General features: G+C 72.6%; 14 protein-coding genes and 1 pseudogene. 11 read left to right on the plus strand and 4 right to left on the minus strand.

Annotated elements, in window-relative coordinates; all coding sequences use genetic code 11:
- Window positions 1-68: 68 nt before the first annotated feature.
- Window positions 69-956: an alkaline phosphatase family protein gene (locus KIK05_RS43385; RefSeq protein WP_214416760.1), complete on the minus strand. Its 888-nt coding sequence runs from the start codon at window positions 954-956 to the stop codon at window positions 69-71.
- Between the two features lie 121 nt (window positions 957-1,077).
- Here KIK05_RS43385 and KIK05_RS43390 point away from each other — a divergent pair, with 121 nt between their 5' ends.
- The 3 genes and pseudogenes from KIK05_RS43390 (at window position 1,078) to KIK05_RS47750 (ending at window position 3,609) form a co-directional block, all read left to right on the plus strand.
- Entirely contained in the window at window positions 1,078-1,275 is a 198-nt protein-coding gene (locus KIK05_RS43390) for a hypothetical protein (RefSeq protein WP_214416761.1), read from the plus strand.
- A gap of 154 nt (window positions 1,276-1,429) precedes the next feature.
- Window positions 1,430-3,183 (plus strand): annotated as a pseudogene (locus KIK05_RS43395) (polysaccharide lyase 8 family protein); the annotation flags it as partial.
- A gap of 24 nt (window positions 3,184-3,207) precedes the next feature.
- Window positions 3,208-3,609 (plus strand): polysaccharide lyase beta-sandwich domain-containing protein, encoded by a 402-nt coding sequence (locus KIK05_RS47750; protein WP_250564431.1) that lies wholly within the window; start codon window positions 3,208-3,210, stop codon window positions 3,607-3,609.
- 55 nt (window positions 3,610-3,664) lie between these two features.
- Here KIK05_RS47750 and KIK05_RS48570 read toward each other — a convergent pair whose 3' ends face one another.
- On the minus strand, window positions 3,665-3,799 hold the full coding sequence (locus tag KIK05_RS48570) for a hypothetical protein (protein WP_284681608.1): 135 nt from the start codon (window positions 3,797-3,799) through the stop codon (window positions 3,665-3,667).
- Window positions 3,800-4,191: 392 nt separating this feature from the next.
- Between KIK05_RS48570 and KIK05_RS43400 the strand changes: the two genes are divergently transcribed.
- Window positions 4,192-4,848 (plus strand): DUF2975 domain-containing protein, encoded by a 657-nt coding sequence (locus KIK05_RS43400; protein ID WP_214416762.1) that lies wholly within the window; start codon window positions 4,192-4,194, stop codon window positions 4,846-4,848.
- Window positions 4,849-5,088 carry a helix-turn-helix domain-containing protein gene (locus KIK05_RS43405; protein WP_214416763.1) on the plus strand — a complete coding sequence of 80 codons (240 nt, stop codon included), beginning with the start codon at window positions 4,849-4,851 and terminating at the stop codon, window positions 5,086-5,088.
- A gap of 175 nt (window positions 5,089-5,263) precedes the next feature.
- On the opposite strand, the gene KIK05_RS43410 is transcribed toward KIK05_RS43405, so the two are convergent.
- Window positions 5,264-6,214, minus strand: a complete 951-nt coding sequence (locus KIK05_RS43410; RefSeq protein ID WP_214416764.1) for a PfkB family carbohydrate kinase — start codon at window positions 6,212-6,214, stop codon at window positions 5,264-5,266.
- A 332-nt stretch (window positions 6,215-6,546) separates the two neighbouring features.
- On the opposite strand from KIK05_RS43410, the gene KIK05_RS43415 reads away from it, so the two are divergent.
- From KIK05_RS43415 to KIK05_RS49300, 6 genes are all read left to right on the plus strand, one after another.
- On the plus strand, window positions 6,547-7,449 hold the full coding sequence (locus tag KIK05_RS43415) for an alpha/beta fold hydrolase (RefSeq protein WP_214416765.1): 903 nt from the start codon (window positions 6,547-6,549) through the stop codon (window positions 7,447-7,449).
- A gap of 252 nt (window positions 7,450-7,701) precedes the next feature.
- Window positions 7,702-8,142, plus strand: a complete 441-nt coding sequence (locus KIK05_RS49295; protein WP_214416766.1) for an Lrp/AsnC family transcriptional regulator — start codon at window positions 7,702-7,704, stop codon at window positions 8,140-8,142.
- Between the two features lie 124 nt (window positions 8,143-8,266).
- Window positions 8,267-11,242: an aminotransferase gene (locus KIK05_RS43425; RefSeq protein ID WP_214416767.1), complete on the plus strand. Its 2,976-nt coding sequence runs from the start codon at window positions 8,267-8,269 to the stop codon at window positions 11,240-11,242.
- Window positions 11,243-11,355: 113 nt separating this feature from the next.
- Window positions 11,356-12,048 (plus strand): hypothetical protein, encoded by a 693-nt coding sequence (locus tag KIK05_RS43430; RefSeq protein WP_214416768.1) that lies wholly within the window; start codon window positions 11,356-11,358, stop codon window positions 12,046-12,048.
- Between the two features lie 176 nt (window positions 12,049-12,224).
- On the plus strand, window positions 12,225-12,347 hold the full coding sequence (locus KIK05_RS48585; RefSeq protein WP_284681609.1) for a hypothetical protein: 123 nt from the start codon (window positions 12,225-12,227) through the stop codon (window positions 12,345-12,347).
- Between the two features lie 381 nt (window positions 12,348-12,728).
- Window positions 12,729-13,307 carry an HAD family hydrolase gene (locus tag KIK05_RS49300; RefSeq protein WP_214416769.1) on the plus strand — a complete coding sequence of 193 codons (579 nt, stop codon included), beginning with the start codon at window positions 12,729-12,731 and terminating at the stop codon, window positions 13,305-13,307.
- A 27-nt stretch (window positions 13,308-13,334) separates the two neighbouring features.
- Here KIK05_RS49300 and KIK05_RS43440 read toward each other — a convergent pair whose 3' ends face one another.
- Window positions 13,335-14,543, minus strand: a complete 1,209-nt coding sequence (locus KIK05_RS43440; RefSeq protein ID WP_214416770.1) for an MFS transporter — start codon at window positions 14,541-14,543, stop codon at window positions 13,335-13,337.
- Between the last annotated feature and the right edge of the window lie 28 nt (window positions 14,544-14,571).

The following is a 14,571-nucleotide window of genomic DNA, read 5'->3' on the forward strand; positions in this document are numbered from 1 at the left end:
GCCGCGTCCGGAGGGTCATCGGCCCTCCGGACGGCGGGACGGTCCGGGCGCGCCGGCCTGGTGCGGGCTCAGCTCCAGATCCCGGTGATGTCGGACGCCGAGGCCGCCTTCCCGGCGTGAGTGGTCAGCCCGGCCATGTCCTCCAAGGTGCGCAGCAGGTCGTAGTGGTTGTAGGTGGTGGAGGACGAGCTGCCCGGGGCCACCGGCTGGCCGTACAGGACGGTCGCGATGCGGTTGCCCGCCAGCCGGTTGTCCTCGTCGAAGGTGACGACCAGCAGGCTGTTGTTGGACTTCGCCCAGGTCGCGTAGGCGCCGAGCCTGTTCTTCAGCCACGTGTCACCGGTGGAGACCGAGCAGTCGTGCATGTCGTCGCACAGGTCGGGGATCACGAAGGAGACGGCCGGCAGCCTGGTGAAGTCGGCCGGGAACTGCGCCATGGTGTACGCCTTGGAGGCCGGGACGTTGCTGAACCCGAACCAGGGGTTGTGCTTCTGGGCGTACCGCGTGGCGCTGTTGGTGCAGACCGTGGAGCCCTGGCCGGGCAGGCCCTCGTTGTAGCTGCCCCACGTCTTGCCGGCCGCGATGAGCTCCGAGCCGAGGTTCGCGGCCGAGCTGAAGCCGACGGTGACGCAGGCGTCGCCGGTGATGCCCTGCGTGCCGCCGGAGAACAGGGCGTAGTAGTTCGGCTGGCTCGGGTGGGTCTCGGCGTAGAACTGGGTGAGCTTCGCGCCTCCGGCGGCCAGCGAGTTGATGTACGGCGCGCTGGAACCGCCGATGATCTGCGAGTAGGAGTGGTTCTCCAGGACCACCACCACGACGTGGGCCGGCGCGGGAACGGTGGCGGCCGAGCCGGTCTCGGTCGCGGCCCACACGCCGAGCGCGGTGGTGAGGCCGAAGGCGGATGCGATCGCGAGGAAAGCTCTGCGGGGCCGTCTACTTCCAGCGAACACGACCATGACCGTCCTTCTTCCGAGGATGACAAGCGGCGTCAGAATATGCTCACGCACCGATCTTCTCCGTGACACGGGGTGAATGGCAACCGAACAGTAGCCTTCACCTCTTTCCGGACACGTTCCCGTGCCCGCGTCCGACTCCTCCCTGCCGCCCCCGGCCGTCCCCCGGGAGGAGCAGGCACTCGACCTCATCGCCCAGGCCGCCACCCGCATGGGCGTCAGTCGAGCTGGGCGTCCCGCTGCCGGCGCCGTGACGGACACCGCGAGGGGTGGCGCGAGGTGGGGCGGTACGGCGGTCCCGGTGGCGGAGGGCCGGGCGTAGGGCGCGGCGGGCACGGGCGGGGTGGGCCGCGACGCGCGAGGACCGGGACAACCGCCATAATCCTGGCGTGCGTGGTCATTCCAGGCGGTCGTTCCTGAGACTCAGCGGCATCGCCGTGGCCGGCGGCCCGCTGATCCCCGCGCCCACCGGGCCGATGGAGGACCGTTCGTTCCCCGCCGCGTTCGCCCTGCTGCGCCGCCGGTGGCGGGAGGTGACGGCGGGGGCCGGCTTCGATCCCGGCGCGGAGCCGTACCGCACCCGGCTGGCCGAGCTCGGGACGGCCGCGGCCGCCCACCGGGACGCGATGGCCCCGGCCGCCACGTCGCTCTGGCCCGACCTGCCGTTCCCCTCCTTCGACCGCACCCCGGAGCGGCTGCGGGCCATGGCCCGCGCCTACGCCCTGCCGGGCACCGGCCTGACCGGCGACGCGCGCCTCGCCGCCGCCGTCGCGACCGGCCTCGACCACTACCGCCGGCGCGTGTACGCCGCGGGGGCCGAACCGGCCGGCAACTGGTGGCGCTGGCAGATCGGCGTCCCCAGAACGCTCCTCGACGCGGCGGTGCTGATCGGTGCCCACCTGACGGAACGCCAGAGCCGGGGACTGCGGGACGCGGTGGACCACTTCGTCCCCGAATGCCGCCTGGAGGACTACAGCGGCACCAGCACCGCGGCGAACCGGGTGGACCTGTGCCTGGTGATGCTGCTGCGGGCCATCCTGAGATCCGACGCCCGCAAGGCCGCGCTGGCCGTCGCGGCGCTCGCCCCGGCCTTCCCGTACGTGCACGACGGGGACGGGTTCTACCGGGACGGATCGTTCGTCCAGCACACCTCCGTCCCCTATCAGGGGGGCTACGGCGTGGTGGCCTTGTCGGGGCTCGCGACACTGTTCGCGGTACTGCGCGGCACGCCCTGGGAGATCACCGACCCCGGCCGGCAGGTCGTGTTCGACGCCGTCGAGCGGTCGTTCGCGCCGTTCGTCCACGACGGCTTCTGCATGGACCTGGTCCGGGGCCGCGCCGTCGGCCGCAGGTCGTACGGCGACCACGAGAAGGGACGCGAGATCGCCGCGTCGGTCCTGCTGCTCGGGGAGGCGGCCACCGCGGCCGAACGGAACCGGTGGCGGGGCATGGTGAAGGGATGGGCGGTGCGCGACACGGTCAAGCCCATGCTCGCGGCGGCCGAGAGCAGGGACCTGGCGTTCCACGCCCGCCTGGCCGCGATCCTGCGCGACGGGTCGGTCCCCGCGGCGCCGGAGCCCAGCGGGCACCGGCTGTTCGCGATGAGCGCCCGCGCCGTCCACCGCAGGCCCGGCTGGTGCGCGGCGCTCAGCATGGCGTCGGACCGGATCGGCCACTACGAGCACGGCAACGGCGAGAACCTCCGCGGCTGGCACACCGGCTCGGGATGCTCTACTGGTGGGGCGAGGGCCACGGCGACCAGTACTCCGACTCCTTCTGGCCCACCGTGGATCCCTATCGGCTGCCGGGCACCACCGTCTCCACCCGCAGGCTCGCCGACGGCGCCGGCGAGGGGTGGGGCGACACCCGTCCGCCGGGCCGGTGGGTGGGCGGCGCCACCGACGGCCTGTACGCCACCGTCGGCCAGCACCTGAACGGCTTCCAGAGCACTATGGAGGCCTTCAAGTCGTGGTTCTTCCTCGACGACGCGGTCGTCTGCCTGGGCGCCGGGATCACCGGCCGCGACGGCGTGCCGGTGGAGACCGTCGTGGACAACCGCAGGACCGGCGCGCCGCTCACCGCGGGGACGGGCTGGGCCCACATCCGAGGGCACGGCGGGTACGTCCTGCCCGGCGGCGCGCCACTGCGCACGCTCCGCGAGGAACGCGGCCCCGCGGGCTCGACCAGGAGCTATGTGACCCTGTGGCTCGACCACGGCGTCGACCCCCGTTCGGCCGGCTACGTCTACCTGCTGATGCCCGGCGCGAGCCCGGACGCGACCCGGGCCCGCGCCGCCGACCCCGGCTGGGTGCGCGTCCTCGCCAACACCTCGCGCCAGCAGGGCGTCCACGTCCCGTCGCTCGGGATCACCGCGGTCAACTTCTGGAACGACGGCACCGCCGGCACCCTGGCCGCGTCCGCGCCGTGCGCCGTCCTGGTCCGTGAGCGCGGTGACGGGACGGCCACCCTGACCGTCTCCGACCCGCGCCGCGAGCTGGGCGGGCTGAGCGTGACACGGGACCGGCCGGTGGCCGAGGTGCTCCATGGCCACCCCCTCCTGGCGGACGCCTCGACCGGTGCGCGGCTCGGCCTCGCCTTCGAACCGCTGGCGGACCGGGAGGGCGCCTCGCACACCGTCACCGTGCGGCTCGGCTGAGCGCGCCGCCGCCGGCGAGGTCCTGAGGACCACGCCGGCCGCGGATGCCCCGGTGTCAGGCGCAGACCTTCTGGCCCTTGCTGATCTGGTCGTGGTACCCGGTGGTGCAGCCGAGGTGGTACAGGTGACGCGGCCGCGCGCTCTGCCCGCCGTACACCCCGCCGGCGGCGGTGAGCTTGGCGTTGTACACCAGCGAGAAGTGCAGCCGGACGGTGCCTGCCCGGCGTACTTCACGGTGCCGGCGCCGCCCGGGGCGAGGACGGGTCGCCCTGGTTCATGCCGAGGTCCAGGGCGTAGTACTGGTTCATCTTGCTCGCCGAGTTGCAGTTCACGTGGAAGCCCTCGTTGTAGTAGCTCCCGTTCTGCCAGGCGTACCCCGCGCCGTCAGCGTGGATGACACCATCGGGAGCGTCCCTTCGAAGGTCGGAGGTTGACGCTGCCGACTCTCCGGCTCACCGGCACCCCTGTCACGTCGGCCGATCCCCGTCCCCCGAACGCTCCACGCCCACCGTCTTGCTTTATCGATTTTCGATATGTAGCTTGAGAAGCGTGTTATCGAAGAACGATAAGGGGGCAGATGTCATGAGCATCCCGTCAGGGCAGGATGCCGCGATCCCGCCGGCGGCGTCGGGGGGCCGCTGGTTCGCCCGGCTGCACACGCTGCTCGTCCTCATGCTCGTGCTCGGATGCGTCGGGGCGTCCGCGAAGCTGCTCTCGACCGTCATCATGGGGGTACCGGGGCAGGCCGCCTTCGGCTTCGAGGGCCTGCGGCTGCCTCGGGCGCAGATCGGTCTCGATCACGTCCTGACCAGCGGGACCCGGGTCGTCAGGGTCGCGGTCGAGGCCGAGATCAGGAACTCCGGCCACGCGCCCGTCGTCGCCCTGCTGCACCTGTTCACCTGGCTGCCGGGTGCCCTGACCTTCCTCCTGGCGCTGTTCTGGCTGACCCGGATCACCCTTCCGAGCGCCTGGAGCGACGCCGCTCTGTTCTCCGTCACGACCCTGATCCATCTGCGCCGCATCGGGAAGGTGCTCATCCTGGGCTCCGTCGCGGCGTTCGTGCTCGACCTGGTCGCCAAGAGCATCGCGGCCCGTATCCTGATCGAGGGCGCCTACGTCCTCCCCGGCGACCTGGCCTGGCCGTTCATGCCTGTGCTGACCGGCATCGGGGCCTATGTCCTGGCCGAAGTGGTGCGGCGGGGACATGTCATGTCCGACGAACTGCAAGGAACGATTTGAGTGCCGCCGGGTGAGACGACAGGTGGTATCGACGTACGGCTGGACGAGTTGCTGGCCGAGCGCGGCATGACGCTCACCGAGCTCTCCCATCGCGTCCAGGTCACCATCGCCAACCTTTCGATCCTCAAGACCGGCAAGGGCAAGGCCATCCGGTTCTCCACCCTCGCCCGCCTGTGCGAGGTGCTCGAATGCCAACCGGGCGACCTGCTGCGCTACAGCTCCGAGGAGGGGCGGGGCTGAACATGGCGAAGCGGCGCCCCTCCTCGGCCGGGATGCCGCTGGAGGCCTGCCGCTCCACCCAGATGGCGTAGTGGCCGTTCTCGCTGACGGTGAAGCGGGCCCAGACCGGATCGACCATCCCGCCGTCCTCCGATGCCGTCATGTCGGCCGATGTCCGTAGGCTTCTGTCCATCCCTCACAAGTTCCACATCCGGTGGGTGGCGGCCGGGCGGGACCGGCCCATCCAGGCGCGGGTGCCGAAGGAGCGGCAGGCCGTCGAGGCGATGGGGATCGCGTAGTCGAGCGCGGAGGTGAAGGATTCCCTGGTCAGGGCACGCCCGGGGGCCTCGGCCAGGATGCGGGCGAGGGCGAAGGTCAGTGCCCCGTGCAGCACGTCGCCGGCGCCCAGGGTGTCCACCACGTCGGTGGCCGGGACGGGACGCGCCCGCACCGGGGACGCGCCGCCCGTCACCGCGGGGGACACCTGCCACAGCACCGGTCCGGAGCCGCGGGTGACCGCGGTGAAGGGGACGCCCGCCGCCTGGAGGTGAGCCAGCGCGTGCTCCGGCGTGCCGGTGCCCGGCGGGTGGAAGGCGGCCGACGCCACGGCGACGTCGACGTACGGCAGCAGCGCGGCGGTGCCGGGCTTCCAGCTTCCGCCGTCGAGCACGGTGAGACGTCCCAGCTCGCGGGCCGTGCGCGCCGCGGCGAGGGCGAGCGCGGGGTGATGGCCGTCCAGATGGACGACCCGGCTCGCCGCCACCCGTTCGGCCAGGTCGGGTGGCGGCTGGACGCGCTGGTGCGCGGCGTTGACCGACACCACGGCCCGGTCGCCGCTGCCGCGGGTCACCATGATCGTGGACACCGCGGGAGGCGCCGCGGCCTCGGGCGTGAGGTCGGCCAGCCGTACGCCGTGGTCGGCCAGGTCGGCGCGGATCCCGGCCGCCAGCGGGTGGCGGCCCACGGCGGTGAGCAGCGTCGCGGTCCCGCCGAGGAACGCGAACGTGACGGCCGCGTTGGTCGCGGGCCCGCCCGCGGCCACCTCCTGTGTCAGCGCCGTGACCTTCTCGTCGGCCGCGGGCATCCGCTCGACCGCCTGGACGACGTCGAGCGTGCACAGCCCCACGAACAGCGCGCCTGGAGTCATGCCCCAGCCTACACCGGCACGTGTCACGGGGCCTGGGCGCCGACGGCTCACCGCCGAGGGGTCCCACCGCCTCGCCCTCGCCCTGCTCGACCTCTACTCGCATCCCTGCTCGCGCTGACGGCGATCCTCGTCTGTGGCGGGCTCCTCGCCCTCCGCCGGCGCGACTTCGGATGAGTCCGGCCTGGTGGAGCGGCCGGTTTCCCGGCCCGTCGCGGCCGTGGACGGTGTCCGGGATGCGATCTCCTTATTGCGTAAGCTATTGTCTCTCCCGGCGATACTTTACGGCATAAGGAATTGGTCGCCGATGCGATCAGCACCGGAGAGGAAGACACGTGCCCGAGGCGAAACTGCACGACGGAGCGACGATCGAGCTGGAGATCCACGGCTCCGGCCCGACCGTGCTGCTGCCGGTCGACCCCAAGCCGGTCGAGGGGCCCCAGGCCGACGAGATGCGCAAGTGGGGGGTGGACCCGGCCCTCGGCCGGTCCCTGATCGAGGGCCTGCGGGACGACTTCCGCGTGGTGGCGTTCCACTACGAGGGGCATGTGCTGGCCGACCCCAAGCCGGACACCCTCACGGCGGCCAACGTGGCGGCCGACATGCTCGCCGTGGCGGACGCCGCCGGAGCGGAGCGGTTCGCCTACTACGGATATTCCTGGCTGGCGCTGAGCGGCCTGCAGCTCGCGCTCCGCACCGACCGGCTGTCGGCCCTGGTGATGGGCGGCTACCCGCCCCTCGGAGGGCCGTACGCCGAGATGCTGAAGGTCACCATGGCCACCTACGAGATGTCCGTCTCGCCGGACAAGCCCGCGGAGGAGGCCGGGAAGGCCGGTGACGCGGCAGGCCAGGGGGCGGAGTGGTCCTGGACCGCCTCCGAGGACGGGACGGAGCCGGGCGCGCCGGACTGGGACGCCGTCGAGGTGACCATGAGCGAATCGCAGACCAAGCAGTTCGTCACGCTGTACCGGTCGCTGGAAGGGTTCGACGACCGGGCCGTACAGGACCGGCTGACGTGCCCGCGCCTGTGCTTCGCCGGGTCCGCCGACGAGATCGAGTACAGCGAGCGGTGGGGCGGGGTCACCGTGCGCATCGCCGGGCCGCTCGTCGAGCACCGCGAGGAGCTCGAAGCCCTCGGCTGGGACGTGCGGGTGCTCGACGGCCTCGACCACACCACCGCCATGCAGGCCGCCAACGTCCTGCCCGTCCTGCGTCCCTGGCTCGCCGCCAAGCTGTGACGCGGCGCCTCGCCGTCCGGCCCGCGGACGGCGCTCCGGCCGCCGCCCGCGTCGCCCGATGGCGGCGCGGGCGGCGGGCGGGCCCTCGGCCGGCCTCTGCCATCGCGAGGGCGCCCTGCGCTCTCCATCGGCCCGCCATCAGCGGGGACGCCCGAATCGTTCGGATGATCAATCGATTCGGGCGTATTCCTATACCATTGCGCACGATGCGATCGCATGGTTAGCTGGTCGCGCACCTAGGAGGTGAACGTCGTGGACGACATCGACCGGGCCATCCTGCGGGAGCTGCAGGTGGACGGCCGGATCCCGTACGCCGATCTCGGACCGAAGGTCGGGCTGTCGCCCTCGGCCGCCCGTCAGCGGCTGCAGCGGCTGATCGACGCCAAAGTGGTGCAGGTCGTCGGAGTGACCGACCCGATGGCCATGGGCGGGCAGAGCATGGCCCTGCTCGGTCTGCGCGTGACCGGCGACCCCCGTGCCGTGGCCGACGAACTCTCACGCCACGACGAGGTCGTCTACGCCGTGCTCACCTCCGGCACGTTCGACCTGTTCGCCGAGGTCGTCTGCCGCCGTCCGCATGACCTGCTGGACTTCGTCAACGACGTCGTACGCCCCATCGAGGGCGTCGCGGCGGTGGAGAACTTCCCTTACTTCGGGATACACACCCACCGCTTCCTGTGGGACGTCGACTGAGCGTCCCAGGCTGAGATCACGGAGGACCAGCCGCCTCGCCGGGCACTCCTCCGGTCGCCGCCGCACCCACCGTCCGCCTTCCGGCGGCCCATCCCTCCCCATCCGAGCAGTCGAGGAATCCGGCATGGCGCAGGACCACTTCCCCACCGTCGACTTCTTCACCCACCAGGCCCTGCCCGCCCCGCGGGTGACGGTCGAGCAGGCCTGCCGGATCGCCGCCGAGCACTTCGGGCTCGCGGTCCGGGCCGAGCCGCTCGGCAGTCAGCAGGACGCCAACTTCCTGCTGACCGGCGACGACGGCACCCCCGTGGCCGTCCTCAAGATCGCGAACCCGGCGTTCACCCCGACCGAGATCGACGCCCAGGACGGCGCCGCCGAGCTGATCGCCGGCACACAGCCCGGCCTGCGCGTGGCGACCGTCGTGCGCGACGCCGGCGGCGACCGCCGGACGGCCACTGTGCCCACCGCCGACGGCCCGGTCACCGTCCGCCTGCTGAGGCACCTGCCCGGCGGGACGCTCTCGGGCCCGCGCCACCTCCCGCCCCGGACGGTCGCCGCCATGGGCCGCATCGCCGGCCAGGTCAGCACCGCCCTGCGGTCCTTCGAACACCCGGGGCTGGCACGAGTCCTGCAGTGGGATCCCCGCCACGCCGACCGCGTGGTCGCGCGGCTCCTGGAGCACACCCCGGAAGCGGAGCGCCGCACCGCCGTGCTGGCCGCGACCACGGACGCCTGGGCCGCTGTGGCGAAGATCGCCGGCAGACTCCCGCGCCAGGCCGTGCACCTGGACCTGACCGACGACAACCTGGTCCGCTCACCCGGCGGCCCTCTTCCGCAGCCTGACGGGATCATCGACTTCGGCGACCTGACGGACAGCTGGGCGGTGTGCGAGCTCGCCATCCCGCTGTCCTCGATGCTCCACCACGACGGCATGGAACCGCACCACGTCCTGCCCGCCATCCGCGCCTTCCACGAGGTCCGGCCGCTGTCGGCGGACGAGGTGGCGGCCCTGTGGCCACTGGTCGTGCTCCGCGCCGCCGTCCTGGTGGTCAGCGGACGGCACCAGGCCGCCGTCGACGGCGACAACGTCTACGTGAACACCGCCCTGGACCACGAGTGGCGCATCTTCGAGCAGGCGACCAGCGTACCGGCCGCGGTCATGACCCACCTGATCACCGAGAGCCTCGGCCTGGCCCAGCCGAGGGACACCGTCCCCGTACCCGCGCAGCCCCTGGTCGCCGGACTGGACCCCGCCGGCGTCGCCGTGCTCGACCTGTCCGTCGAGAGCGACACCGTGGACCACGGCGCCTGGCTGGAGGAAGCGGCCGACGACCGTCTCGCGGCCACCCTGCTCGCCGAGGGGGCCGCCGCCGTCGCCACCCGCTACGGACACGTGCGGCTCACCGCGGCCCCCGCCCTGTCCGCCACCTCGCCGGCCACCGTCGCCACCGGGATCGACCTGTGGTTCGACGGGCCCGCCGTCCTGCGGGCGCCCGGCGACGGCGAGGTGCTGGCCGCGGCCCCCGGGCACGCGGCCGTCACCTGCGGCCCTCACCTGCTGCGCCTGACGTTCCCCGGCACCGCCCGCCCCGCCCTGCCCGCGGCCACGCCCCTGCGTGCCGGCGACCACCTGGTCGCCCTGCCCGCGGGCTCCCGCGTCCACGTCTCGCTCCAGCAGCCCGGCGCACCCGCCGTCCCGCCGCTGGTGCGGCCCGAGTACGCCGCCGGCTGGCTCGCGCTCACCGTCGATCCCGCCCCGCTGATCGGCCTGCCCGCCGCCGGTGCCCCCCTCGCGGGCGACCTGCTCGCGCGGCGCGACGCCGCCTTCGCCACCGTCCAGGAGCACTACTACGACGACCCGCCCCGCATCGAACGCGGCTGGCGCCACCACATGGTCTCCACCGAAGGCCGCTCCTACCTGGACATGGTCAACAACGTCACGCCGCTCGGCCACGCCCACCCCCGAGTCGAACAGGCGATCTCGCGGCAACTGCGCAGGCTCAACACCAACTCCCGCTTCCACTACGCCGCCGTCGTGGAGTTCACCGAACGCCTCGCCGCCCTGCTGCCCCACCCCCTGGACACCGTCTTCCTGGTCAACTCCGGCTCCGAAGCGGTCGACCTGGCGATCCGCCTCGCCATCGGCGCCACCGGACAGCACGACGTCGTCGCCCTGCGCGAGGCCTACCACGGCTGGACCTACGCCTCCGACGCCGTCTCCACCTCCCTTCAGGACAACCCCAACGCGCTCGCCACCCGCCCCGCGTGGGTCCACACCGTCGACTCGCCCAACTCCTACCGCGGGAAGTGGCGCGGGCCCGAGGCGCGCAACTACGCCCCCGAAGCCGTCCGCGCCATCGACGACCTGGCCGCCTCCGGCCGCCCCGCGGGCGCCTTCCTCAGCGAGTCCTACTACGGCAACGCCGGCGGGGTCGCCCTGCCCGACGGCTACCTCCGGCAGGTCTACGCGGCGGTCCGCCGCCACGGCGGCCTGGCCATCGCCGACGAGATCCAGGTCGGCTACGGCCGCCTCGGCACCTGGTTCTGGGGCTTCGAACAGCAGCAGGTCGTCCCCGACATCGTCTGCGTCGCCAAGGCCATGGGCAACGGCCACCCCCTGGGCGCCGTCATCACCACCCGCGCCATCGCCGGCCGCTACCGCGACCAGGGCTACTTCTTCTCCTCCACCGGCGGCAGCCCCGTCTCCAGCGTCGCCGGCCTCACCGTCCTCGACACCCTCCGCGACGAGGACCTCCAGGGCAACGCCGTCCGGACCGGCGCCCGCCTCAAGACCGCCCTGCAGGCCCTCGCCGGACACCACCCGCTCATCGGCGCCGTCCACGGCTGCGGCCTCTATCTCGGCCTCGAACTCGTCCGCGACCACAGCACCCTGGAACCCGCCACCGAGGAGACCGCCGAGATCTGCGACCGCATGCTCGACCTCGGCGTCATCGTCCAGCCCACCGGCGACCACCTCAACATCCTCAAGATCAAGCCTCCGTTGTGCATCGACGCCGCCGCCGTCGACTTCTTCGCCCACACCCTCGACCGCGTCCTCACCGAACTCGGCCACCACGGCGCGGGTGAGCGCACCCACTGAGCGACGACCGCTCCTCGCCTCTCTCGGGGCGGCGGCCGTGACCTGCGGAGAGTTGGAGCGGCGGGTGGCGTGGACGCTTGGAAGGCCGGGGGCGCGTGCAGGACAGTGGGATCGTGATGCGTCGAGTCGCCCCGCTCGTGGCCCTCGGCGGCGCCTGCCTCACCGGCTGCGGCGCCGGCGCCGCGCTGAACCCGGCGCGGCTCGACGACCTGCGCTCCCAGGGGGTCGCCTCCGACCTGGTCTACGTCGTCGACCTCCCCGGCTACCGGCTGGCCGAGGACACCGCGAGCCTGTACGACGAGGTGGGCTTCCAGGCGTACTACGTCTCGCCGCGCGGGCGCCTGGTGTGGCTGGCGGCCGACCGGGGTGCGTTCGGGGACGGTCTGTGCGCCGAGACGCCGGTCCTGGATGCCGGCATCTCCGGCTGGGAGGGTGCCGGCGGGCCGGTGCAGGAGGCCGATGACGTGCCCGGGGCTCCGCCGTCCTCGGTCGCCTGTGAGCGTGATGATGTCGGGTGGTATCGCAGGAGCGGCCGCCGTCATGAGTATGTCGTCCTGGACGGCGACCGTGTGATCCGGCTGGGTGGCCGCCGGGTGGATGTCGATCGGGCGGCGCTGAAGGAGGCCATGTCCGGCCTGCGCCCGGTGACCGGGGGCGGCACCGGGATGGGGGATCCGCGGTACCGGCCCCGGCCGCGTTCGACCGGGCCGGCGGGTGGAGGGGTGATGCCGGTCGCGGCCCCCGCGCCGCGCTGGGAGGACGGCCCGGACGCACACCCTGGGGTGATCTCCCCTCGAGGGTTTTGACCTGCGTGGACGTCCTTGCGGGGCGGTGCGGGGGGCGGGCTTGCTCGTGGGTGGCAGGAAGTGGTCAGGGGCGGGCAGCTTGCTGCCGCCTATTTGTCTGGTTCGAGGGCTTTGGGTGCCGCACAGTTGATTGTGCAAGGACGAATTGAAAAGCCCTCAAGAAAAGAGACGAAGAAATGACGAACACCACTATCTCCCCGGTTTCCGCCACCCGTTCCGCCGGCACCACCTGGGACTCGTTCTCCCGCACCGCGGGCACCACCTGGGACGGCCGCTCCCGCGCCGCCGGCACCACCTAGGACTGACATAACCCCTACCAGCAGCCCCGGCCCGACTCCAGCCCCCTATGATCGCCAACCACCACCAGACCCGCATCGCGGCCGCCGGCCGACCGGCCGCCCCGGCGAAGGACCACGCCCTCACCCCCTGACGGAAAAGCATCGAAACCGCGAAAACCCCCGACATCCCAAACGCCGGAAAACCAGGTCGCACAATTACCGGCGACACAATGTCGAAGCCGAAATTCCGGCACAAATCCCGGCCCCCGCCAATTCCACCGCAGGGCCGGCTTAGGACCGGCACGCAACGACCCTGACCAGCACCGACCGCCCCTTCCCTCACCACGACCAAGCCACCCGGCATGCCCGGTACACCCGGACGGCGCGGCACAATGGGCGGCTGTGAACTCCTTCGACGCGGTGCTCTGCGATTTCGACGGCGTGCTCCGCCACTACGACCACACCGCCCAGGCCGACATCGAGGCCCGCTACGGCCTGCCGCTGACGCGGACCGCCTTCGACCCCGCCCTCATCGGTCCCGCCACGCTCGGTCACGTCACCGAGCGGGAGTGGGCCGAGTCCATCGCCGTCGCGCTGGGCGGCGGCGAGCGGGCCAGGCAGGCCGTCGCCGAGTTCATGGAGGTGCCGTTCTGGGTGGACGAGGAGGTCAGGGCGCTGCTGGCGAAGGCACAGGAGCGGATGCCCGTGGTGCTGGTCACCAATGCCACCGACACCTTGGAGGAGCACCTCGACCGGCTCGGGCTCACCTACTTCGCCGACCACGTGGTCAGCAGCGCCCGGGTCGGGGTGGCCAAGCCCGACCCCCGTATCTACCGGATCGCCGTGGACTTGGCCGAGGTGACGCCCGAGCGCTGCCTGTTCGTCGACGACCGCCTGGAGAACGTCGAGGCCGCCAGGGCACTGGGCATGACAGGCCTTCACTTCCGCGCGGCCGCGGACCTCGCCGAGGCGCTGGGCTGACCTCCGCAGGGGCCCGGGCGCCCGCGCCTAGGGAACCTCGGCGACGGGAAGGCCCACGCCGGGAGGGCTGGGCCTGCGACGGCGGGGCCGTAGCCCGGGGGCCAGGGCGAGGGTGACGGCCACCGAGGCGGTGGCCAGCAGCACCATGCCGGTCGAAGGCGAGGTCCACTGGGCCGCCAGCCCGGCCAGGACGGCGCCGACGCCCTGCATGGCCACCATGCCGGAGGAGTGCAGTCCGAGCGCCTGCCCGCTGAGCCGCCGTGGAGTCAGCGACATCAGCCGTTCCTGGAACAGCAGACTGCCCGAATACCCCGCCGAGGCGAGGGTGACGGCGGCGACGGCGACGGGCGCGGACGGGTGCAGCGCGAAGACCAGGTAGGGGACGGCGAGCAGCAGATACAGCGGGACGCCCAGCCGATCTCGCCACTGGGGCGAGGTGAACCGGGCCGCGGCGAGATCACCGGCGAGCATGCCGAACGCGGCGCAGGCGAACAGCAGCCCCGCGTGCCGGGGAGCGTAGGGGACGTAGAGGGATTCGCAGCCGACGACCAGCCCGTTGGGCAGCCACAGGGCCAGGTAGGTGTGGCGGCGGGGCCGGGAGGACCACAGGCGCGCGTTGTCGCGCCACGTGGCGGCGGCGGACGGCCGTCCGGCGGCGCGCGGGACGCGACGGGTCAGCCCCCAGCGGGCCGTGGCCGCCGCCGCGAGGTAGGCGGCGGCGCCGGTCAGCAGCGCCCCGCGCGGTGTGAGGAACGACAGGAGCAGGCCGCCGGTCGCGAACCCGCAGACCTGCATGACGCCAGTGGACATGTTGAGCGCCGAACGGCCCAGCAGGTAGCCCTCCTTCGCCAGGATCTCGGTGAGGAGCCCGTACCGGACGCCTCCGCCCAGGGACGCGAACAGCCCTTGGCCGAGAAGGACGGCGAACCCGGCCCACAGGGGCAGCCCGGGAAGGGCCTGCACGGCGGTTCCGGCGGCGAACAGCAGCGCCAGGGCGGCCAGCGCGGTGCGGGGCGGGAGCCGGTCGGCCGCCGACAGCAGGGTCGCCGCGCCGACCAGTTGGGCCAGGCTGGGGCCGAACATGGCCAGGGCGGACAGCAAGGCGGAGCCGGTCCTGGTGTAGACGAGGGTGCCCAGGGCCAGACCGCTCACCGTCTGGGCCGCCACCTGGAGGGAGGCGGTCAGGAAGAGGGGAGTGAACTCCGGCGTGCGGAACAGTTCCCGGTAGGTGCGCATGGCGGGAGTGTCCGAGGAGGCCTCAGGC

It is taken from the genome of Sphaerisporangium fuscum (assembly GCF_018531465.1).
Classification (GTDB): domain Bacteria; phylum Actinomycetota; class Actinomycetes; order Streptosporangiales; family Streptosporangiaceae; genus Sphaerisporangium; species Sphaerisporangium fuscum.

Bases quoted from the DNA above. Each gene is read 5' to 3' on its own strand.
- KIK05_RS43425 (WP_214416767.1), top strand. From the start codon at position 8,267: ATGGCGCAGGACCACTTCCCCACCGTCGACTTCTTCACCCACCAGGCC.
- KIK05_RS43410 (WP_214416764.1), bottom strand. From the start codon at position 6,214: ATGACTCCAGGCGCGCTGTTCGTGGGGCTGTGCACGCTCGACGTCGTC.
- KIK05_RS48585 (WP_284681609.1), top strand. From the start codon at position 12,225: ATGACGAACACCACTATCTCCCCGGTTTCCGCCACCCGTTCCGCCGGC.
- KIK05_RS43385 (WP_214416760.1), bottom strand. From the start codon at position 956: ATGGTCGTGTTCGCTGGAAGTAGACGGCCCCGCAGAGCTTTCCTCGCG.
- KIK05_RS43440 (WP_214416770.1), bottom strand. From the start codon at position 14,543: ATGCGCACCTACCGGGAACTGTTCCGCACGCCGGAGTTCACTCCCCTC.
- KIK05_RS47750 (WP_250564431.1), top strand. From the start codon at position 3,208: ATGCCCGGCGCGAGCCCGGACGCGACCCGGGCCCGCGCCGCCGACCCC.
- KIK05_RS43400 (WP_214416762.1), top strand. From the start codon at position 4,192: ATGAGCATCCCGTCAGGGCAGGATGCCGCGATCCCGCCGGCGGCGTCG.